The organism is Pseudomonas sp. CCI1.1 (genome assembly GCF_034348165.1).
Lineage (GTDB): Bacteria > Pseudomonadota > Gammaproteobacteria > Pseudomonadales > Pseudomonadaceae > Aquipseudomonas > Aquipseudomonas paracarnis.
The window spans coordinates 261,091-282,196 of record NZ_CP133780.1 but is presented as its reverse complement, the minus strand read 5'-3'; the positions used below and the strand labels follow the sequence as shown (position 1 = coordinate 282,196).

21 protein-coding genes are annotated in these 21,106 nt (G+C 59.0%); 10 read left to right on the top strand and 11 right to left on the bottom strand.

The window, feature by feature from the left end:
* Nucleotides 1–60 precede the first annotated feature (60 nt).
* Complete coding sequence (locus RHM69_RS01305; RefSeq protein ID WP_019817511.1) at nucleotides 61–903, bottom strand: PhzF family phenazine biosynthesis protein; 843 nt, start codon at nucleotides 901–903, stop codon at nucleotides 61–63.
* 3 nt (nucleotides 904–906) lie between these two features.
* Entirely contained in the window at nucleotides 907–1,605 is a 699-nt protein-coding gene (locus RHM69_RS01300) for a glutathione S-transferase N-terminal domain-containing protein (protein WP_019817512.1), read from the bottom strand.
* A gap of 251 nt (nucleotides 1,606–1,856) precedes the next feature.
* Between RHM69_RS01300 and RHM69_RS01295 the strand changes: the two genes are divergently transcribed.
* Nucleotides 1,857–2,558 carry a hypothetical protein gene (locus tag RHM69_RS01295; RefSeq protein WP_019817513.1) on the top strand — a complete coding sequence of 234 codons (702 nt, stop codon included), beginning with the start codon at nucleotides 1,857–1,859 and terminating at the stop codon, nucleotides 2,556–2,558.
* Between the two features lie 58 nt (nucleotides 2,559–2,616).
* Nucleotides 2,617–3,672: a permease gene (locus RHM69_RS01290; RefSeq protein ID WP_019817514.1), complete on the top strand. Its 1,056-nt coding sequence runs from the start codon at nucleotides 2,617–2,619 to the stop codon at nucleotides 3,670–3,672.
* A gap of 109 nt (nucleotides 3,673–3,781) precedes the next feature.
* Here RHM69_RS01290 and mnmH read toward each other — a convergent pair whose 3' ends face one another.
* The 4 genes from mnmH to RHM69_RS01270 all read right to left on the bottom strand — a co-directional run bounded on the left by mnmH (nucleotide 3,782) and on the right by RHM69_RS01270 (nucleotide 7,045).
* The gene (gene mnmH, locus RHM69_RS01285) at nucleotides 3,782–4,885 is read right to left on the bottom strand and encodes a tRNA 2-selenouridine(34) synthase MnmH (protein WP_168224630.1); all 1,104 of its coding nucleotides are present in this window, start codon (nucleotides 4,883–4,885) and stop codon (nucleotides 3,782–3,784) included.
* Complete coding sequence (gene selD, locus RHM69_RS01280; RefSeq protein ID WP_014717959.1) at nucleotides 4,885–5,919, bottom strand: selenide, water dikinase SelD; 1,035 nt, start codon at nucleotides 5,917–5,919, stop codon at nucleotides 4,885–4,887. The genes mnmH and selD overlap by 1 nt, the downstream gene beginning before the upstream one ends.
* A gap of 93 nt (nucleotides 5,920–6,012) precedes the next feature.
* Nucleotides 6,013–6,762, bottom strand: coding sequence for a TerC family protein (locus RHM69_RS01275; RefSeq protein ID WP_014717958.1), 750 nt, complete (start codon nucleotides 6,760–6,762; stop codon nucleotides 6,013–6,015).
* A 31-nt stretch (nucleotides 6,763–6,793) separates the two neighbouring features.
* A complete protein-coding gene (locus RHM69_RS01270) occupies nucleotides 6,794–7,045 on the bottom strand; it encodes a hypothetical protein (RefSeq protein ID WP_014717957.1) in 252 nt (83 codons plus the stop codon).
* Between the two features lie 134 nt (nucleotides 7,046–7,179).
* Here RHM69_RS01270 and nhaR point away from each other — a divergent pair, with 134 nt between their 5' ends.
* Nucleotides 7,180–8,082 carry a transcriptional activator NhaR gene (gene nhaR, locus RHM69_RS01265; protein ID WP_014717956.1) on the top strand — a complete coding sequence of 301 codons (903 nt, stop codon included), beginning with the start codon at nucleotides 7,180–7,182 and terminating at the stop codon, nucleotides 8,080–8,082.
* A 4-nt stretch (nucleotides 8,083–8,086) separates the two neighbouring features.
* Here nhaR and RHM69_RS01260 read toward each other — a convergent pair whose 3' ends face one another.
* Entirely contained in the window at nucleotides 8,087–9,241 is a 1,155-nt protein-coding gene (locus RHM69_RS01260; RefSeq protein ID WP_020302054.1) for an MFS transporter, read from the bottom strand.
* A 241-nt stretch (nucleotides 9,242–9,482) separates the two neighbouring features.
* Between RHM69_RS01260 and sstT the strand changes: the two genes are divergently transcribed.
* Nucleotides 9,483–10,703, top strand: coding sequence for a serine/threonine transporter SstT (gene sstT, locus RHM69_RS01255; protein WP_014717954.1), 1,221 nt, complete (start codon nucleotides 9,483–9,485; stop codon nucleotides 10,701–10,703).
* Between the two features lie 71 nt (nucleotides 10,704–10,774).
* Here sstT and RHM69_RS01250 read toward each other — a convergent pair whose 3' ends face one another.
* Nucleotides 10,775–12,016, bottom strand: a complete 1,242-nt coding sequence (locus RHM69_RS01250) for a hypothetical protein (RefSeq protein WP_322255462.1) — start codon at nucleotides 12,014–12,016, stop codon at nucleotides 10,775–10,777.
* A 194-nt stretch (nucleotides 12,017–12,210) separates the two neighbouring features.
* On the opposite strand from RHM69_RS01250, the gene RHM69_RS01245 reads away from it, so the two are divergent.
* The gene (locus RHM69_RS01245) at nucleotides 12,211–13,173 is read left to right on the top strand and encodes an IS30-like element ISPpu17 family transposase (RefSeq protein WP_004577240.1); all 963 of its coding nucleotides are present in this window, start codon (nucleotides 12,211–12,213) and stop codon (nucleotides 13,171–13,173) included.
* Between the two features lie 2 nt (nucleotides 13,174–13,175).
* On the opposite strand, the gene RHM69_RS01240 is transcribed toward RHM69_RS01245, so the two are convergent.
* Both RHM69_RS01240 and RHM69_RS01235 read right to left on the bottom strand, forming a co-directional pair.
* A complete protein-coding gene (locus RHM69_RS01240) occupies nucleotides 13,176–15,104 on the bottom strand; it encodes a hypothetical protein (protein WP_322255461.1) in 1,929 nt (642 codons plus the stop codon).
* Nucleotides 15,105–15,283: 179 nt separating this feature from the next.
* Complete coding sequence (locus RHM69_RS01235) at nucleotides 15,284–15,793, bottom strand: DUF1993 domain-containing protein (protein WP_019817519.1); 510 nt, start codon at nucleotides 15,791–15,793, stop codon at nucleotides 15,284–15,286.
* A 117-nt stretch (nucleotides 15,794–15,910) separates the two neighbouring features.
* On the opposite strand from RHM69_RS01235, the gene RHM69_RS01230 reads away from it, so the two are divergent.
* Nucleotides 15,911–16,561, top strand: a complete 651-nt coding sequence (locus tag RHM69_RS01230) for a YceH family protein (protein WP_032903698.1) — start codon at nucleotides 15,911–15,913, stop codon at nucleotides 16,559–16,561.
* 572 nt (nucleotides 16,562–17,133) lie between these two features.
* Here RHM69_RS01230 and RHM69_RS01225 read toward each other — a convergent pair.
* Nucleotides 17,134–17,952 carry a shikimate 5-dehydrogenase gene (locus tag RHM69_RS01225; RefSeq protein WP_014717950.1) on the bottom strand — a complete coding sequence of 273 codons (819 nt, stop codon included), beginning with the start codon at nucleotides 17,950–17,952 and terminating at the stop codon, nucleotides 17,134–17,136.
* 156 nt (nucleotides 17,953–18,108) lie between these two features.
* Between RHM69_RS01225 and RHM69_RS01220 the strand changes: the two genes are divergently transcribed.
* The 4 genes from RHM69_RS01220 to RHM69_RS01205 all read left to right on the top strand — a co-directional run bounded on the left by RHM69_RS01220 (nucleotide 18,109) and on the right by RHM69_RS01205 (nucleotide 21,105).
* Nucleotides 18,109–18,483 carry a hypothetical protein gene (locus RHM69_RS01220; RefSeq protein WP_019818659.1) on the top strand — a complete coding sequence of 125 codons (375 nt, stop codon included), beginning with the start codon at nucleotides 18,109–18,111 and terminating at the stop codon, nucleotides 18,481–18,483.
* Between the two features lie 480 nt (nucleotides 18,484–18,963).
* The gene (gene ltrA / locus RHM69_RS01215; RefSeq protein ID WP_011805433.1) at nucleotides 18,964–20,385 is read left to right on the top strand and encodes a group II intron reverse transcriptase/maturase; all 1,422 of its coding nucleotides are present in this window, start codon (nucleotides 18,964–18,966) and stop codon (nucleotides 20,383–20,385) included.
* Nucleotides 20,386–20,636: 251 nt separating this feature from the next.
* Nucleotides 20,637–20,831: a hypothetical protein gene (locus RHM69_RS01210; RefSeq protein WP_014717949.1), complete on the top strand. Its 195-nt coding sequence runs from the start codon at nucleotides 20,637–20,639 to the stop codon at nucleotides 20,829–20,831.
* Nucleotides 20,832–20,922: 91 nt separating this feature from the next.
* Entirely contained in the window at nucleotides 20,923–21,105 is a 183-nt protein-coding gene (locus tag RHM69_RS01205) for a hypothetical protein (RefSeq protein ID WP_003190283.1), read from the top strand.
* The last annotated feature ends 1 nt before the right edge of the window (nucleotide 21,106 follow it).

Sequence of the window (21,106 nt, the reverse complement as noted above, 5' to 3'; positions counted from 1 at the left end):
CGGCAACACAAATGCCGAGGGGCCAATAGTGTATTGCCGGGTGCGTAACAATTCATTGATCTAAAGCTGTAGACGCCCTTCGATGCACAACGCTACGGCGCCGCCCACCCAGATTTCATCGCCCTGGCGCTCGATATGAATACGCCCCGCTCGCCCAATCGCCGTGCCTTGGCTGACCACGTAACGGCTGGGCGCCAGGCCCTCGGCGAGCAGCCATTGGGCCGCGCCGGCATTCAAGCTGCCGGTGGCCGGGTCTTCGGCGGCGCCATCGCCAGCGACAAAAGCGCGCACTTCAAAGTGCGCGTCCACCGCATCACGCGTCGGATCACAGGGGGCGATCACCCCTACGGCCAGACCCAGCAGTTGCGCATAGTCCGGTTGCAACGCAAGCACCGCGTCACGATCAGCCAGCATCACCGCCAGCCAACCCGCACCATTGTCGACCCACTGGCTGCGCACAATCGCCTCGGGCGCCAGCTTCAAAGCCAGGCGCACGCGCTCCAGCAACGGCGCCTCCACGGGCCCTGCACGCAACAATGGCGGCGCGATAAACGCCAGTTGGTCACCCTGGCGACGAATACGCACCAAGCCGATTTCGCACTCCTGGATAATCTCCTCCCCACGTGGCACGCCGCCAGCCTGCAACCAGGCGTGGCAACTGCCCAAGGTCGGATGCCCGGCGAACGGCAGCTCTTTGAGGGTGGTGAAGATTCTTACCCGATAGTCAGCACGTGGGTCGCGCGGCGTCAGTAAAAACGTGGTTTCGCTGAGGTTGGTCCAATTGGCAAAGTCCGCCATCTGCTGGTCGGTGAAGCTATCGGCCCCCAGCACCACGGCCAAGGGGTTGCCTTTGAGCGGCACGCTGCTGAATACATCCAGTTGTTGAAAATCGAAAGTCGACATGCTTCAGCTCGGAATGTTCAGGCCACGGATCACCGCAGGACGTGCGACAAAGCCGTCCAGCGCGCGCAGTACGTTAGGGAAATCGGTGATGCCTACCAGATCACCGGACTCGTAGAACCCAATCAAGTTGCGAACCCACGGAAAGGTCGCAATGTCGGCGATGCTGTACTCGTCGCCCATGATCCAGGTGCGGCCCAACAGGCGCTTTTCCAGCACGCCCAGCAAGCGCCGCGATTCGGCGGCGTAGCGATCACGCGGGCGCTTGTCCTCATAAGCCTTGCCGGCGAATTTGTTGAAGAACCCCAGTTGGCCAAACATCGGGCCAATGCCGCCCATCTGGAACATCAACCATTGCAGGGTTTCATAGCGGGTGGCCGGGTCTTCGGAGAGCAACTGGCTGGTCTTTTCCGCCAGGTAAACGAGGATCGCGCCGGATTCGAACAGTGCCAGCGGCTGCCCGCTCGGGCCGTTGGGGTCGATAATCGCAGGGATCTTGTTGTTGGGGTTCAGGGACAGGAACTCGGGAGACAATTGGTCCTGGGTGTCGAAGCTGACCTTGTGCGCCTCGTAAGGCAGGCCCAGTTCTTCGAGCATGATCGACACCTTGACGCCGTTGGGCGTGGGTAGCGAATACAGCTGCAGGCGTTCTGGGTGCTGGGCGGGCCATTTGCTATTGATCGGGAAAGCGGCGAGTGCGTTCATCGAGAACCCCCTGGTCGGAAAGCCCCATCATAGTCATCTGCCTGCCGCCGTGCATGGGTCATCGTTGCGCAACATTTGCCGGCTAGTATCCCGCGTGGGCGAACCAAAGCGCCCGAATGCACTCTTAAAGAGCGCCCGAACAATGAATGGAGGCTGCTTGCTATATCGACAGGGAACACCGCAGGACGCTGATGCGTCACTGGGGCCGGGCTTGCCCGCCTTAACCCGACGCACGAAGACTCGAACCTATCATGAAGATCAAGCCTCTGCGCCTTGTGCCACGACTCAAACGTTATTCCTACATGGTATTGCCGCTGCTGCTGGTCAGCGCTGCTATCGTCACCGCCCTGGACGCCCGTGAAAGCCGTGCGCAACCGGTCGATGGCGTGCAAACCCTGGTATTCCTGCGCCATGGTGAAAAACCCGCCGGTGGCCTGGGCCAACTCAATTGCCAGGGCCTGAACCGCGCCATGAACCTGGCGACCCTGTTGCCGGAAAAGTTCGGCAAAGCCAACTATGTGTTCGCTGCCAACCCGACGCGCAACGTCGAGGAAGGCGAACTGGATAACTCCTACAGCTACATTCGCCCACTGATCACCATCAGCCCCAGCGCGATCAAGCTCGGCCTGCCGGTGAATATCGAGTTCTCAGCGAATGACACCAGTGCCCTGGCCGAAGAACTGGTCGAGGACAAGTACCGCAACGCGACCATCTACACGGCCTGGTCCCACGGTTACTTGCCGGAACTGATCAACAAAGTCGCCAGCGAAGCCGCTGGCGAAAAACACACCATTACCGATGATTGGTCTGGCAATGACTACGACTCCCTGTACGTGCTGACATTGACCTGGCACAACGGCAAGGCTTCGCTGCTCAGCCGCAACTACAAGCAAGGGCTGAATAACGGCGGGGAAAACTGCCCGGACCCGACCCAGGTCAGCGCAGATATCTGAAGCTTGGGCCGCAGGGGCGTATGATGCCGGGCTATCGACTCACCTGCGGATCCTCTCCATGTCCAACCTCGCTTCCACCCAGCCCAACCGCGGCTGGGCATTCTGGTGCAAACCTGCGCTGTTTCTCCTGGTGGCCTGCATCGGCCTCTACTATGTGAAGTGGTCGCCCTACTACCTCAAGGCGTTTGTAGCGGCCGACAACCACAGCATTGGCGCCTCGATTCTCAATGACCAGCAAAGCTCGCCCCTGGCGGCGGCGCTGGCCTATGCCCAGGTGTATTTCCTGGCCATCTGGAAAGCCGCCGTACTGGCAGTGATCCTCGGTTCATTGCTGCAGGTATTGATCCCTCGCGACTGGCTGCTGCGCCTGTTTGGCCGCGCCGGGCTGGGCTCGACCCTGCGCGGTGGGCTGTTCGCCCTGCCGGGGATGATGTGCAGCTGCTGCGCGGCCCCGGTGGCGGCGGGCATGCGCCGCCAGCAAGTGTCGGTCGGCGCGGCGCTGGCGTTCTGGATTGCCAACCCGGTATTGAACCCGGCCACACTGGTATTCATGGGCTTTGTGCTGGGCTGGGGTTTCACCGCGCTGCGGCTGGTGGCGGGGATTGTGCTGGTGGTGGGCGTGTCCCTGGTGGCACAGCGCATTGCGCGCCCGGACCACGTGCCGGAAGCAGCACTTGAAGCCGTTGCCGACGTCAGCACAGTGGAGTCGCAACCGTTCTTGAGCCGCTGGTTACGCACGCTGTGGCAGCTGTTCTGGAGCACTATCCCGGTTTATATCCTGGCGGTGCTGATCCTCGGCGCGGCACGGGTTTGGTTGTTTCCCCATGTGGACGGAGCGATGGCCGACAGCCTGGTGTGGCTGGTGCCGCTGGCGATTGTGGGCACGCTGTTTGTGATTCCGACAGCGGCAGAGATTCCCATCGTACAAACCATGATGGCCCTGGGCATGGGCACCGGCCCGGCCGTGGCCTTGCTGATGACCCTGCCGAGCGTGAGCCTGCCGTCGCTGTTGATGCTGCGCAAGGATTTCGATGCGCGGGTGCTGGTGACGGTGGCCGGCTTGACCATGCTGGTGGGGGTGGTGTGTGGGTTGATTGGAGCGGTAATTCTTTAGATTTTCAGTGGGGCCGATGGCCTCATCGCAGGCAAGCCAGCTCCCACCTTTGTATGTATTCACACTTCAAAAGGTGGAAGCTGGCTTGCCTGCGATGGCGTCCCAAAGGTCACCCCACCCGGGCCGCCCGCTCGCGCAAATACTCCACCACTGCACCCTGCTCCCCGGCAAACTCGATACGCGCGCCCTTGCTTTCGCGCTGGAACGCATACATCGGGTCGTAATACTCACGCAGCAAACCTTCAATCCATACCCGATGCAACTCCACTGCGCCGCTGCGTGCCTGTTCGGCCAGGGCATCCTGCAACACCGCCTGCAACCGCTGGAAACGCTCGCCGCCCAGTCGCTTGTGAATATTGGCCAGGCTTTGGGTCAGGCGCTCGGCAAATAATCGCTGGCCGGTTTCCCCAAACACCTCAATGAACTCGGCGCACAGGTCCACCACGTAATCCTTCAGGATGCGCTCGACACGGCCCTCGACGCTGTCTTCCAGCCACACCATCGGAAACGTCTGCATGCCCTTGTGCAATGGCAGCGGCAGCGCACAGCTGCCGATCATGCGGCTCTCGTCCTCGACCACGAACTGGTCAATGCCCGTCGCGCGCTTCTTCAACAGGTCCACCGCCAGGCGGTTCTCGAAGTCGATATTGGACGGTTGCGCCGTAGCACGCTTGCCGAAGCTGGAACCGCGATGGTTGGCGTGCCCTTCCAAATCCAGCGCATTGCGCAGTTGGCCGAGCACTTCGGTCTTGCCGGTGCCGGTCATGCCGCCCAGCAGTACGAAATCACACTGGGCAGTCGCCTGCTCCAGGGTCTCCAGCAGGAAGGTGCGCATGGCCTTGTAGCCACCGCCCACGCGGGGATATTCGATGCCCGCTTCGGTTTTCAACCATTGCTGCACGATCTGCGAACGCAGGCCGCCCCGAAAGCAGTAAAGGTAGCCATTGGGGTTAGCCTGGGCAAACTGCGCCCACTGTTCGATGCGCTCGGCCTTGATCGCCCCGGACACCAACTCATGCCCCAGCACGATCGCCGCTTGCTGGCCTTGCTGCTTGTAACAGGTGCCGACCCGCTGGCGCTCGTCGTCGGTCATCAGCGGCAGGTTGATCACCCCGGGGAACGCGCCCTTGGTGAATTCGACCGGCGCGCGGGTATCCATCATCGGGCGGTCGTTGAGGAAAATGTCGCGGTAATTGGTGATGTCCGTCGCCATCAAATCACCTCAACCGCGTTGGTCTGTCGCTCCAGCAGTTCACCGATAGGCTCAAGGGCCAGGCCCAGCTCGGCGGCGACGGCGTGGAACTCGGCATCACCCTCCGGGGTAACGGCGATCAGCAGGCCGCCGCTGGTCTGGGGGTCGCACAGCACGCGCTTGTGCAGTTCCTGCACACGCCCCAGCTTGCTGGCGTAGCTTTCAAAGTTGCGCAAGGTGCCACCCGGCACACAGCCCTGGTCCAGGTAATACTCCACCCCTGGCAGGCGCGGAACCTTTGCATAATCGATGCGGGCCGTCAGGCCACTGCCGTCGGCCATTTCCACCAGGTGGCCGAGCAGGCCGAAACCGGTGACATCGGTCATGGCCATCACGCCGGCCAACTTGCCGAAACGGCTGCCAGGCTTGTTGAGGGTGCACATCCAGTCACGGGCCAGGCCGATATCCGCCTCGCGCAGTTTACCCTTCTTCTCGGCGGTGGTGAGGATGCCGATGCCCAGGGGCTTGGTCAGGTACAGGCGGCAACCGGCGGTGGCCGTGTCGTTACGCTTCATATGGCGCTTTTGCACAATGCCGGTCACGGCCAGACCGAAGATCGGCTCCGGCGCGTCGATGGAATGCCCGCCCGCAAGCGGGATGCCCGCCGCGTCGCACACCGCCCGACCGCCACGAATCACTTCGCGGGCAATCTCCGGCGCCAGCACGTTGACCGGCCAGCCGAGAATGGCGATGGCCATCAAGGGATCGCCGCCCATGGCGTAGATATCGCTGATGGCATTGGTGGCGGCAATGCGGCCGAAGTCGAACGGGTCGTCGACAATCGGCATGAAAAAGTCCGTGGTGGACACCACGCCGCGCTCGTCGTCGATGGCGTATACCGCCGCATCGTCGCGGGAGGCATTGCCCACCCACAGGTTGGGGTCGAGGTTCTGTGCACCGCTGCCCGCAAGGATCACTTCCAGCACCTGGGGCGAAATCTTGCAACCGCAACCCGCACCGTGGCTGTACTGGGTAAGGCGAATCGGCTCGTTCATGGGGGACCTCAAGCTAACAAGTGGGCCGATTCTAGCAGACAGCAAAAGGCCGGCTGGGCTCTTGTGAGCACAGCCGGCCTGTTTGTTCAGCGATTACTGGCGTGCAGCGAGCAAACGTGCGTGCCGGTTACGCCGGGCGATGTTCAAGCATTCGATCGCAGCCGAGAACGCCATGGCCGCATACACGTAGCCTTTTGGTACGTGGGCGCCGAAGCCTTCGGCGATCAGCGTCATGCCGATCATGATCAAGAAGCCCAGGGCCAGCATCACCACGGTCGGGTTGTCGTTGATGAACTTGGCCAACGGCTCAGCGGCCACCAGCATCACGATCACCGAGACCACCACGGCAATGATCATGATCGGCAAGTGCTCGGTCATGCCCACGGCGGTGATGATGCTGTCGATGGAGAACACCAGGTCGAGCATCAGGATCTGGCCGATGGCGGCGGCAAAACCGATGGTCACGGTGTTGCTGACAGTTGCCTTCTCTTCAGGCTCCGGGTCCATGCTGTGATGGATCTCGGTGGTTGCCTTCCACACCAGGAACAGGCCGCCGGCGATCAGGATCATGTCCTTCCACGAGAACGCCTGGCCGAACACTTCGAACACCGGTGTCGTCAATTGCACGATGAATGCGATGGTGCTCAGCAGGCCCAGGCGCAAGATCAACGCCATGCTGATACCAATGCGCCGCGCCTTGGCCCGGTGCTTCTCCGGTAGTTTGTTGGTGAGGATCGAGATAAAGATCAGGTTATCGATGCCCAGCACGATTTCCATGACGATCAAGGTAGCCAATGCGACCCAGGCGGTGGGGCTGGCGGCCAGTTGTAAAAGGTAATCCATAGGTCAGTCCTGACGTGGTAGTGCTGGGGAATTAGGTTTCTTTGGTGTCGGATTCAGCAGCGTTTTCGGCGTCTTTTTCCTGCTTCTCAGGGCTGATCAAGCCCTGGGTTGCTTCACTCAATGCCTGTTCGGCGGCCTTGTGGGTGTCATCGATCGCCTGCTTGGCCGACTCGGTGGCTTTGCCCAGCACCTGTTGCGCGCTTTTCTCGACTTGATCACAGCCGCTGACCCCTATCAATGAAAGCGCAAGCAACGACGCCGCGCCCAGGGAATTGAGTTTCATGATGTCTTCCTCGTTAGAACCATTGGGTCCAAGTAGTGGCCCCTCGATAGCGAGGCATTCTATGCAGGCGAACAGTTCAGGAAAATTCGTATTTTTCTCGCGTATACTTCGATTTTTACGAAGTGTAGGCCGTGATGCTCAATTATCGACAACTGCATTACTTCTGGGTGGTGGCCAAGACCGGCAGCATCGTGCGCGCCTGTGAGCAATTGAACCTCACGCCGCAGACCATCAGCGGGCAGATCAGCCTGTTGGAGCAGACCTTCGGTATTGCCCTGTTTCAGCGGGTCGGGCGCCAGCTTGAACTGACCGAAGCCGGGCGCCAGGCGCTGCCCTACGCCGAGCAGATGTTCCAGACCGGCAACGAACTGGAGGCGATGCTGCGCGCCCAGCCCGACGAACAGCAGATCCCGTTCCGCGTTGGGGTGGCGGATGTGGTGCCCAAATCCATCGTGTACCGGTTGATCGCGCCGACCATGGAGTTGAGCGAACCGATCCGCATCACCTGCCGTGAAGACAAACTCGAACGTTTACTGGCCGACCTGGCGATCCAGCGCCTGGACCTGGTGATTTCCGACAGCCCCATGCCCACGCACTTGGACATCAAGGGCTACAGCCAGAAGCTGGGAGAATGCGGCATCAGTTTTTTCGCCACCCAGACGTTGGCTGACCAGCATGGGGGGGATTTTCCCCAGTGTTTGCAGGGCGCACCGCTGCTGATCCCGGGCGCTGAGACCGTGGTGCGCAGCCGTTTGCAGCGCTGGTTTGCCGAACAGCAAATTCAACCCCGCATCATCGGCGAGTTCGACGACAGCGCTTTGATGCAGGCCTTCGGGCAATCCGGCAGCGGAATTTTTATCGCGCCCAGCGTGATCGCCGACGAGGTGGTGCGCCAATACGGCGTAGCGCTGATCGGCCAGACCGATGCAGTGACCGAGTCGTTTTATGCAATCTCAGTGGAGCGCAAGGTCAAGCACCCCGGCATTGTGGCAATTACCGAGGGTGCCCGGCGGGAGTTGTTTACCGCCCTGCCCTGATCGCTCAGGCATTGAGCGCCGTGGGTTTGGCGGTCATCAGCCACAGTGCGAGCAGGATCGACACCAGGATAAACCCCGAAGCGGCAAACCCCAGGCTGCCCAGGCCCAGGGTGTCGATGACATGCCCGCCCACCATCGCGCCCAGGCCAATGCCGAGGTTGGCGCCGGCGATATTCAGCGACGCGGCAAACGCCGGTGCATGGGGCGCGGCCTTCATCAAGCGCACATGGCTGACCAGGAACATCGCCGCCTGGGTCACGCCCCACACCGCCATCGCCGCGGCCAGGCCGATGGTCGAGTGAATCGCCGGCACCACCGCCACCATGCCCGCGATCATGAACCCGCAAAACACCATGGACGCAATCAACGGATGACGATCCACGGCACGTCCGCCCAGGGAGTTACCGATCAGCCCGACCGCGCCAAAGCCCATCAGGCACCAGCCCACCAACGTGCCGTCGAACCCGGCCAGGCGCTCAAGGATATCTGCCAAGTAGGTATAGGCGGTGAACATGCCACTGAACACCAGGATCGACAGCAGGATATGCCCCTGCATCACGGGGCTGCGCAGGATCTTGAATTGCGAGCGCAAGCTGGCCTGCTGGTGCTTGGCCGGGGTAACCGGCAGGTAGACGTACAGCAGCAATGCCTTGGCCAGGGCAATCACCGCGAGCACGGCGAACGCGGTGCGCCAGCCGAACATATCGGAAATCAGCGTGCCCACCGGAATACCAAATACGGTGGCGCAAACAATGCCAAAGCCGATTTTTTCAATCGCACGCCCGGCGAACTCAGGGCCGACAATGTCAACCGCCGTTTCGCTGGCCAGGGCCCAGAACACGGGCAAGCCCAGGGCCGGGATCAAACGGGCCAGGGCCATTACCCAAATATTCGGCGCCAGTGCCGCCACCGTATTGGCCGCTGCAAACATGATCAAGATGCTGATGAACAGACGCTTGCGTGGGAAGCGTGCGCAGTAGGCAGTGAGGAACGGGCCGAACGCGGCCACGGTGAACGCGAACAAGGTCACCAGCAGCCCGGCCTGGGACACACTGACGTTCAGGTCCCGAGCAATCGAGGGCAACAGGCCGACGATGACGAATTCTGTGGTCAGCACGGTAAAACCGGCGGCTGACAGCAGCAGGATAGGAAACAACATGAAAACTCCAGAAACAACGACATCAACGACAGCCCGAGGGGCCCGCTGACGGATAGGAAAGATGAGAGGGATGAATCTTAACAGAACATGTGCGGATCTGACCAAGCCCGACTGAAACGGGTGACGGAATGCCGCAGCGAACGAGACGCGTCCTACAGCATGCTAGACTTCGCGCCTGCTTCCTACAGTGCTTTCTGCCTGCAATGCTGTGCCCTACTAAAAAAACTAGAGACAACTCTTTATGACTGCTGCCCCTTCCCTGTTGCAACGTTTAATGCGCGTCAGCCTGGTCACCCAAATTGTCATCGGCCTGATTGCCGGGATCGTGTTGGCCTTGCTGTTCCCCGAGGCCGCGCGCGCCACCGGTTTTATCGGCAAGGTATTTGTCACGGCACTGAAGGCTGTCGCGCCGATCCTGGTGTTTGTGCTGGTCATGGCCTCGATTGCCAACCACAAGCACGGTCAGGAAACTCACATCCGCCCGATCCTGTTTCTGTACCTGCTCGGCACTTTTTCCGCCGCCGTGGTTGCAGTGGTCGCCAGTATGTTGTTCCCGTCTGCCTTGGTACTGGTCACCCATGACGCCACGGTAAGCGCCCCCGGCGGTATCGGCGAGGTGCTGCAAAGCCTGTTGCTCAGCGTGGTGGATAACCCGGTCAGTGCGCTGATGAACGCCAACTTCATCGGCATTCTGGCCTGGGCCATTGGCATGGGCATCGCCATTCGCCATGCCGGTGAAACCACCCGTACGGTATTGGACGACTTGTCCAACGGCGTCACCCTGATCGTACGCGTGGTGATCCGCTTCGCCCCGCTGGGCATCTTTGGCCTGGTGGCCTCCACCCTGGCCACCTCGGGTTTCGGTGCCCTGCTCGGCTATGCCCATCTGCTGGTGGTGCTGATCGGCTGCATGCTTTTCGTGGCGTTGGTGATCAACCCGGCCATCGTGTTCTGGAAACTGCGCCGCAACCCGTACCCGCTGGTGCTGATGTGCCTGCGTGAAAGCGGGATCACCGCCTTCTTCACGCGCAGCTCGGCAGCGAACATTCCGGTCAACCTGGCGTTGAGCAAACGCCTGGGCCTGCATGAAGACACCTACTCGGTGTCGATCCCCCTCGGTGCCACCATCAACATGGCCGGCGCCGCCATCACTATCACCGTGCTGACCCTGGCGGCTGTGCACACTCTTGGGATTACCGTGGACCTGCCAACCGCCGTGCTGCTCAGCGTGGTCGCGGCCATTTGCGCCTGTGGGGCTTCCGGCGTGGCGGGCGGCTCGCTGCTGCTGATCCCGCTGGCGTGCAGCCTGTTTGGTATTCCAAGTGAAATCGCCATGCAGGTTGTCGCCGTTGGTTTCATCATCGGCGTACTGCAGGATTCGGCCGAAACGGCACTCAACTCATCTACCGATGTGTTGTTTACTGCGGCGGCGTGCCTGGGTAAAGAAGATCAGACCGCCTGATTGAGCAAAAAAAGCCCGAGCCGTTCACTCCTGAACCGACTCGGGCGTTTTTCATGGCGGCTGAATATCCATCAAGGTGGCGAAGTGGCCGCAGTGAATCCCTGAAGGGGCATCCCGTATCGCTCGTTTGTTTGCGGATTGAATCGGTACCATTTACCACTGACGGAATCTAGCTGAGCGATAATCTTTGTCGCGTCCTCGCCCGCAGAAGTGCCAACCATTACATTTTTCGGCTTGTGCTGAAAAACCCTGTTAACACTAATGTTAGCCGCAACGCTTTTCCAGCCAAGGCTTAATTTGCCCACTACCGAAGAAAACGCTGTCAGGCCTCTAGTCCCGATGGCCGCCCCGCCTGCAAAGGGGTTGGCGGCGCTTATAAATGCCCGCCCCAGCCTGCCTGTAACACCTCCGCGCCCTAGCTGCCCACCTACCTTCGCGATCTTTGAAATTTTTCCGACGGCGCCTGCACCTGCGACAACAAAACCAAACACGTCAAATGCAAGGAATTTCAGCCCTTCACCAACCCTACCCTGCTGAAAACTGTGAAGCGCCGACGCTCCCGGTATCAGTGCACGGGTCACCGCCTGGATTTTTTCGAACTCAGTCACTTCAGTGTCGAACGTGGTGACACCTCTGGCCGCGTTGACCACCGTTTCACGTTCGTCGGCCCTGAAAAAATGGCGTGTGACTGCGTCTGCTATATGCTGCGTTCGCTGCGAACTGAAGGCTTGGATAGGAGATGAAGTTTGAAGCTTTGATTCTCGCTCTTTACGTTCTGCCGAATCATTGGCATTAATTTCACTGATTTTGGTGTTGGATCGAACTCTGACCTTGGGTTTATTCGTAGCAACGGGGCTCCACTCGCCTTGCAGCCCTGTCTTGAGCCCCTCCGCTAAATCTGCGCGATGCTGCAGCCCGCCCGTCGCGGGATTGAATTCGTAAATCCGTTTCTTGCCTTTATGCAGCGTCTCAAGAAATACAGAGCTACTTTTAACTTCTTCAGTCTCCGAAACATCGTATTGAATCTTGTAACCTGCCGATGTAATGGTTTGGGTGACTTTTTCCTCCCCATAGATTTTCAACGCGCCGTGCTGCAGTGCCTCCTGATCCTCCTGAGGCAGCAAAGACATCTGATGTTTAACATTCACGCTCATGGCGTCTTTAAATCCGTCGAAATACTCCAAGACATGTGATTCGAACGCTTCGTTTAAAGATCCCATCTCGTGAACGTCAGCCGCTATTTTTTCAATCGGAACAGCGGGATCATTGGAAAACCATCTGACATGTTGCTGCGGGGCGGAATAGATATCCAATATCGAATAGGGGCCTTTTAAGTCGCGGTGTTTCTCGGTGGGATAGATTGTTTTTTTCTCGAAGTCTATTTTCCCATAGGTTTCCTCGGGAAAACGGGCCTGAATTCATAGAATAAGCGCAACGCTTGAAACGAGAGGCAGAGAGCCAGCCACCGGTAGAATCCAGGCTCTCACACCGAAGGATTCAAGCGCAGATGACTACGCATTACCGGCAGCTGACTCAGGGACAACGTTACCAGATTGAGGCTGGCTTGAGCGCCGCAGAGAGCCAGGCGAGCATTGCAAAGCGGGTCGGCGTGCATCCCTCGACGATCAGTCGCGAGGTTCGCCGCAACAGCACCCAGAATATCTACAAGGCTGTTTCTGCGGCCCATGAAAGTGATGCTCGTCGAGCGGGTGCGCGCAAGTTTTGCAAGCCGGCGACATGGCTCAGCCATCATCTCCCGGTGTGGCTCAAGCATGGCATGAGTCCGGAGCAGATCGCCCAGCGGTTGAAGCAGGAGCAGCCAAGCCGGGCGGTCAGCCATGAGTGGATTTATCGGTTCATTGCCGCCGAACAGCGCGCCGGTGGTGAGCTTTATACCTATCTGCGACATCGCCGAAAGCGCTACCGGAAACGCTATGGAAGCCACGATCGGCGCGGGCAGCTGCGTAATCGCGTGTCAATCAGTGAACGCCCAGCCGAGGTCGAAAGCCGCGAGCGCCTGGGGGACTGGGAGGGCGATACGGTACATGGACTGGGCGGTAACCTGGTGACCCTGGTTGATCGCAAAAGCGGCTATCTGAGCGCCTATCCGGTCAAGCGCAGAACGCGCCGGCAGGTAACGCGGGCGATCAATCTGATGCTTCAGGGCCATGCCGCTCACACGCTGACGCTGGATAACGGAAGGGAGTTTGCCGGGCATGAACGCATCGCGCTACGGAGCCAGTGCCAGGTCTTTTTTGCAGACCCCTATTCATCCTGGCAACGTGGCACCAATGAAAACACCAACGGTCTGCTCCGCCAGTATTTCCCCAAGGGCAGCGACTTCAGCAAGCTGACCGTCGAAGCCGTCAATCGGACAGTAGCGAGGATCAATCTACGCCCGCGCAAGCGCTTGGGCTGGAAGACGCCGTACGAAGTGCATACAGGGGTGAGCGTTGCACTTATGTGTTGAATTCAGGGGGCCCTCAATATACTGAGCCCTAATTCCGAGCGACTATGTAATATCGTGCGTTGCGCTTCTGAAGCCGTTGTCAATAACTCGAAGCGCTCGTTGGCGAGGACGCCGGCACGTTCAATTTCTTCATCCGTATAATTGTTATCCTCCCGTTTTTCGATGGCCCCATCCGCCACTGCCCAATGAATCAACCCCTCTCGCGCCGCCAACGCTTCCACTTGTATCCCGGCATCGTCTATGGGCCTCAAGTCGTCTTTGAGCAACTGCTCATATGTTTTAGTCGCCGCCACACCTGGAGAGCGCATTTCAGCTTTGGCAACGATCGATTTCAAACTGACCCAACCCGGTGAGCCGTAAGTCACATGATCCGGGACATCTTTGACCAGTAATTCCGGAGCGTGGTGCGACAACGGCAGATAGGCCGCAACAGGAGCGTTACCGCCGTATGACTTGCTCAGATGATCAGTGAGCCCCTTCAGAACAAATGACAGCGGTTTTCCCCAGTTCTCGCGCGCCGACAGATCAAACCCGGCCACCTTGTTCTTTTCGCCCGGTTTCCATAACGCATCCTGATTGAGGCCTATCTGGAGAGCCGAAAGTACCCAGTCCTCAACACTGCCGACCCCCTCGAACTTATCGCGCAAGGCTTCGCCCAAGGACTGCGCAGCCGGGCTTTGCAAAAGCCTCAAGATCGCTTGTCGGGGATCTTTCAACTCTGCTTCGGACCATTGGATGGTTTGTGTCAGATACCCGAACGCGTTTTGGCTCAATTTCAACTGGTCGAATTCGGGTAGCCCCATCGCGTTATAGGAAACAGCATCGTAGATCGCCTGCTGTTGCGTCGTATCGAGCGGCGTTGGCCACGCTAGTCCTCCGCCCAAATCCTGACGCCGTTGTGGGTACTGGAGCTCTGCTAAACTGAGGCCAATTTGTCGCATTTCTTCTGTATTAACCGGATGTTTCCAACCATTGGCCGTCATGAACTGCAAGAGGTTCACTTGTCGTCCGGCCATTGGTTGGTTATCCAAGTGGAAACCAGATTCAGGGCCAATCGTGAACAGTTGCGATTGCAGGTAGGATAGAAATCCGGCTTCACGATCATAGGGAGGCTGGAAGCCAGGGCGAAAAGAGAGGTTACTCTGATGCAAGCGCTCTTGTTGATCCAGATACTTGCCTACCTTAGCATTAGCTTCGACCAGGGCATCTTGGAAGGCTTGCAGATCGCGTCTATCGGCAAGTTGTTGTTTTTGTAACATCAGGGTTTCTTCAGAACGCGCTTGACCAACGCCCGACGTCGCAAATGCGTTGTTTTTTTGCAACGCTTGAGCTCGTGCTCGATCCTCGGTTGAATCGTTATGTATCGTCTCTCCATAAAACTGGGCGATCAACTTGAGCGGTACACTGTCGGCGCGCACGGCCGAGTAGCTTATCCCGTCGGGAGCATAGGCTTTCAATGCGGCCAGAATTGGCCCTGCGTATAACGCCCAGCGAGGGTGGTCTTTTAAAGTAAATCGGGCAATTGCTCCATTTTTTTCTTTAACGCTCAGCGTCCCGTCTGGGGCGATCTCCATGGTGGTCGGGTCCAAACCCTGCCTCTTCAGCACATAGGCAAGATACGGGTCTGCAAATGTATTACGCAACTGTGTACGCCATTGGCCGAGAGACGACGCGTCTGGAATATTCGGAATAATAGTGTGCTCATCACGGGCTCGACTCTCCAGGGCTTCTGCATAACGGGCGGCCAATTCACTGTCGGCTTGAGCACGGTCAGAAGTTGATAGAACCGCTTCGTTACCGGGAGCCTCTCGACGGGTCCGGCTCATCGCAAACGAACGTGAAGACGAATCCTGGCTGACGGAGGTATTGCGTGTATCTTCGAAATAAGCGTTATGGGTTGTCGACGTTAACGCAGAGGAGGAAAGCTGCATTTAGTTTGTGGTCTCCAGGTTCTTCGGTTGAAAGTTTAATAGGCACTCCTGAGTGAGATTTACTTAATATTGGTTGCATCAAGATATGTAACAAAGCATTGGTGAAAAGAATATCCTGCAAAAAAAAACCGAGGCCGTTCATTTCAGAACAAGCCCCGGTTTTTTATTGAAGCGTGAGTTTAGAACGCGCCCATGTAATCACGCTTGCCCACTTCCACACCGTTATGACGCAGCAAGGCATAAGCGGTAGTGATGTGGAAGAAGAACTGCGGCAGGCCGTAGGTCAGCAGGTAGGACTGGCCGCTGAAGCGCTTCTCTTTCGGCGTGCCTGGGCGGGTGATGATTTCGATACCTTCCTTGCCGTCGATCTGCTCGGGCTTGATGGTGTCGACGAAGGCCAGGACCTTGGCGATCAGTGCTTGCAGGTCGGCAAAGGTGACTTCGTTGTCTTCGTACTTCGGTACTTCGATCTCGGCCAGGCGTGCCGACACACCTTTGGCGAAGTCCACGGCGATCTGCACTTGGCGCACCAACGGGAACATGTCCGGGAACAGGCGCGCTTGCAGCAAGGCGTTGGGCTCGATGTTCTTGGCGCTGGCGTGGGCTTCTGCTTTCTTCAGCACATCGCTCAACGCGTTGAGCATTTGCTTGAAGACTGGGATAGAAGCGGCGTACAGGGAAATGGTCATGTCAGTCTCACTGATAATGGCAGGGTTGGAACCAGCGGCGATTATAGCCATGCCCGGTGCTTGTCTTTTATTTTTTGAGGATTACGCTGGTGAGCTTCACTGCATAGGGAAAGCGCGATGACCGCCGAGCACGACACCGACACCCCTGAGCCGCGCCTGAACAGCACGGAAATCCGCATCCTGGGCTGCCTGATCGAAAAACAGGCGACCAACCCGGAAACCTACCCCCTCACCCTCAACGCCCTGGTGCTGGCCTGCAACCAGAAGACCAGCCGCGAGCCGGTGATGAACCTCAGCCAAGGCCAGGTCGGCCAGAGCCTGCGCGCGCTCGAAGGCCAAGGCTTCACGCGCCTGGTGATGGGCAGCCGCGCCGACCGCTGGGAGCACCGTGTGGACAAGGCCCTGGAACTGGTGCCGGCCCAGGTGATCCTGACCGGGCTGCTGTTCCTGCGGGGGCCGCAGACCGTCAATGAGTTGCTCACCCGCAGTGGGCGTATGCATGACTTTGAGGATGCCGAACAGGTTGTGCATCAGCTCGAGCGCCTGATTGCACGAGGACTGGCGCTGCTGGTGCCGCGTCAGGCGGGGCAGCGGGAAGACCGATATACCCATGCACTGGGGGACCCGGCAGATATTGAAGCGATTATGACCGCGCGGGGGAATCCGGTAGAGCGTAGCGCAGGGGCTGTTTCGGTGGAGCGCATTGAAGAGCTGGAAGCGCGGATTGCCGCACTGGAAGAACGGCTGACGCAGCTGGAACAGGTATAACGCAGATAAACATGTGGGAGCTGGCTTGCCTGCGATAGCCATTGGTATCGACACAACTTTGTAGGTTGCAGCAGCCAACGGTAACTACGATGCGAAGCGAGCCGCTCTTGATCTTGCTCTGCTTTTGATCTTAGGCGCCCCGTTAAACCACGCTGGCCGAACGCAGGCTTTAATTCGTGGGTAACCCGGCAGGACGCCGGGTTAGCCGCCCCGCGCCATGGATGGCGCGTGGCGGCGGCCCACGGATTCAAGCCTGCGTTCGGGCACACCGAGCCTAGGCGAGGTGCCGAGTGGTGGGGCAAGAGCCTTTTGCTTACTTTTGGGCTCTTTTCAAAAGTGAGCCGCTGTAAAAGCGGAACCCTAAGTAGCCGTTACCGCAGGAATGGATATGTACTCGGTATTACGGCGTCGACTGTGAGGCCGTCTTCGCAGGCAAGCCAGCTCCCACAGATGGATCGTGGGGTGTCAGGTAGATAGCCGTCGCCTGGCAGGCCGCCATCGCAGGCGAGCCAGCTCCCACAGTTGGATCGCGTGCGCGTCAGTTAGATCACCGAATGGTTGTGCGTAAGGCTTTAGCTGCGGGCGAAGGCCACCGCTGCCTCGAACTGCTCCTGCGTAGGCCGCACACCGGTATAAAGCACAAACTGCTCCAACGCCTGGATAGCGATCACTTCCAGCCCGGTAATCACCCGCTTGCCCTGGGCACGGCCACGCACGATCAACGGCGTTTCCGCTGGGATCGCCACCACATCGAAGACCGTCTCGGCCTGATCGATTGCCTCGGCGTCAAACGCCAACGCATCCGCTTCCGCACCGCCGGTCATGCCAATGGGCGTCACGTTGATCAGCATCTGTGGCCGCAGGCTGCCCAGATCCGCCTGCCACGCGTACCCCAGGTTCCTGGCCAATGCCTGGCCCGCCACCTCATTACGTGCCACGATCACGCCATTGGCGTACCCCCCGTCACGCAAGGCACTGGCGACCGCCTTGGCCATGCCGCCGCTGCCGCGCAGGGCGAAGCTGGAGTCCTTGGGTACCGCGTGTTTTTTCAACAGTTGCTCGATGGCGATGTAGTCGGTGTTGTAAGCCTTGAGGTGGCCGTTGGTGTTGACGATGGTGTTCAGGGAGTCGATGGCTTGAACCGAATCGTCGAGTTCGTCCACCAAGGCAATGGCAGCCTCCTTGAACGGCATGGACACCCCGCAACCGCGCACACCCAGGGCGCGGATACCGCCGATCGCGCCGGGCAGGTCCTGGCTGCTGAAGGCTTTATAGTAAAAATTCAGACCCAGTTGTTCATACAGGTGGTTATGAAAACGCAGGCCAAAGTTCCCAGGGCGCGCCGACAGTGACATGCACAGTTGGGTGTCCTTGTTGGGGTGCATCTGCATGGATAACTCCTTGAAGTAAGCAAATCGGTACAGACCTTACACAACCTTTACTCACTGGCCGTGCTGTTTTCTCGAAATACGTTGTCTTAAAAGTATCCCCGCGACAATCCTTGAGTCTATTGATTGCAGACCACAAGCGCAGGGGCTAATTGAGGAATGACCATCATGCGTAAACTTCCCAGGATCGCCTTGCTTATCGGCGCACTCGCAATGGCCGGCCAAGCTTCCGCCCACGGTGGTGGTTGGGGTGGCCCGGCCGTGTTCGGTGCGCTTGTCGGCGCAGCGGTAGTCGGCTCTGTGGTTGCCAGCCAGCCGCGTGAGGTGTACGTGCAACAACCGGTGTATGTGCAGCCGCAGCCGGTGTATGCCGCGCCGCCGCCGGTCTACTACGCGCCACCGCCACCAGTGTATGTGCAACAGCAGGTTTACTACCGCCCGGCGCCCGTCTATTACGGCCCACCGCGCGGTTATTATGGGCCACCTCGCGGCTACTACGGCCCGCCCCACGGCTACTACCGCCATGGTTGGTAAGTTTTAATCCATTGACAGACACAGGCCTCGCCCACACGCGGGGCCTTTTTTTGGTGCGCCAGGCATGGCGCGTTGCGCGCAAGCGCAACCAGCTTGGCTGTGGTGGCCACGCTGGTGACTGGGAGGTGAAAGTCCTCTACACACCCGGCAAGGGGAAGTGTTAGCCAGAGGCAAGGGTGTCGCGGGTGACTGCGAATCTGAAGGAAGCCCGAGGCAAAATGCTGGCCTGACGAACAGGAAGCGGATAGAGGCGGCGCAGCGGGGTAAGAAGGCCAAAATCTTCAAAGCCCAATACTTGCACGGAACGCTGTGACGTAGATCCGACAGGCATAAGCAGGAAGGTCGCGCGAATTACCCTGGGAGATCTGCACGTTTGCCAGTGTGCTACCGAGCGTCGAGAGGCGATGGGATGAGCGTGCAGAAGTCAGCCGAAGCCGTAGTAAGTGGCGAATAACCGCGCCACCAAGGGCCGAACAGGTTATGCCGCCAGTAGGCGTCAGAGTCTCGTTGAATACCGAAATGCAGAAATTTCTCCAAGAGAAGACTGTGACTCCGAGTCCCGGACAGAATCCGAGGATGACGGCTGACAGCGCAAAGGTATCGACGGCATCTGTGACGTGGACGAACGCGGAGCCGGACACGCTGATGGCGCGGGTGCTTGCACCGGCCAACCTCAGACGTGCGTATCAGCGCGTGGTCAGCAACAAGGGCGCGCCGGGTGCCGATGGCATGACGGTCGACGACTTGGCGGACTACGTGAATCAGTATTGGCCGATCCTCCAGAGGAGGTTGCTGGCCGGCGAATACCACCCGCAAGGTGTACGCGCCGTCGACATCCCCAAACCCAAAGGCGGCACCCGACAACTGGGCATTCCCTGCGTCGTGGATCGCCTGATCCAACAGGCACTGCTGCAACAGCTCACGCCGATCTTCGACCCGCTGTTTTCGGATTACAGCTACGGCTTCCGTCCGGGCAGAAGCGCCCACCAAGCCATCGAGACAGCCCGCGCCCATGTGGCGGCAGGGCATCGCTGGTGCGTGGAACTCGATCTTGAGAAATTCTTTGACCGGGTCAACCACGATCTCCTGATGGCGTACGTGGCGCGCCAAATCGTAGATAAACGCGTGCTCAGACTGATCCGGCGGTACCTCCAAGCCGGTGAGATGTCGGGTGGGATCGCCAGCCGACGGCAGGAAGGGACGCCGCAAGGCGGCCCGCTCTCGCCGTTGCTGTCGAACATCCTGCTCAACGAACTCGACCGCGAGCTGGAACGGCGGGGTCATCGCTTCGTGCGTTATGCCGACGATGCGAACATCTATGTGCGCAGCCCTCGTGCTGGCGAACGAGTGATGGCCAGTGTTGAGCGCTTCCTGAATCAGCGCCTGAAACTAACGCTGAATCGGGATAAGAGCCGAGTAGCCGGGTCTTGGATGTGTGATTACTTGGGTTACGGGATGAGCTGGCATCAGCAACCGAGACTGAGAGTGGCGACGATGAGCCTGGGTCGCTTGCGCGACCGGCTCAGAGAGCTGCTACGTAAAGCGCGGGGCCACAAGGTGGCGACTGTCATCGAGCGGATAAACCCCGTGCTGCGCGGATGGGCGGGCTACTTCAAGCTGAGCCAGAGCAGACGGCCACTTGAGGAATTGGACGGCTGGGTGCGTCACAAGCTTCGCTGTATCGTCTGGCGTCAATGGAAGCGGCCCTCTACGAGGGCGCGCAACTTGATACGCTTGGGACTTAATGCGGCGCGGGCGTGGAAATCGGCAGTCAATGGCCGAGGCCCATGGTGGAACTCGGGAGCGCCCCATATGAATCAGGCGTTGCCGAAGAAGCTGTGGGACCGCCTCGGGCTGGTCTCGATACTGGATACGATAAACCGACTTAACCGTATAACCTGAACCGCCGTATACGGAACCGTACGTACGGTGGTGTGAGAGGACGGCGGATGTGAATCCGCCTCCTACTCGATCCTGAAAAGTCCGGATTTATCCTGCCGATGTCGCTGTGAGAACAACGCACGAGCGCCAATCCCACATCATGAGCGTCGAATATCCTCTTGATCGATGGCGGGCTGCGCTGTCATGTTTGCGTCACAAAACAGTCGCACTATCGACCCAGTCCAGCCAATAACAATTAAGGACGATTGACCATGCCCACGCAAAACCCGCACCGCACCGCCGGCCTGTGCACCTCCAGCAAGGTCTATAACGCTTTGACTGAACTCAAGCACCTTGAAGGCCATCGCAGCGCCAAGTTCCTGGCATTGCTGGCCGAAAACCTGGTGCGCAAGGGCCTGCTCAGTGAGCACGAAGTGGTGAACATGCTCGACCAGGTGGTGGATTAACGCCTGGCATTGATGTCGACTATCGAGCCAGGTGATTTTTCCCAAGCACCGGCAAACCGTAAGGTGACCTCCATAACGTTTGGAGGTACTTATGCCCACTGTTCAAATCATGTCTGTCATCGGTAGCGCCGTCCCCGCCCCTCTGCGCAAACTGGGCTTGCTCGCCTGCTGGTATGTGGTGCGCGATGGCGAGCCGATCAGCGGCCCGCTCACTTCGTTATCGGATGCCGAAACACAACGCCGAATGGCAACCGACTTCAGGCTAGAAGCCTGAA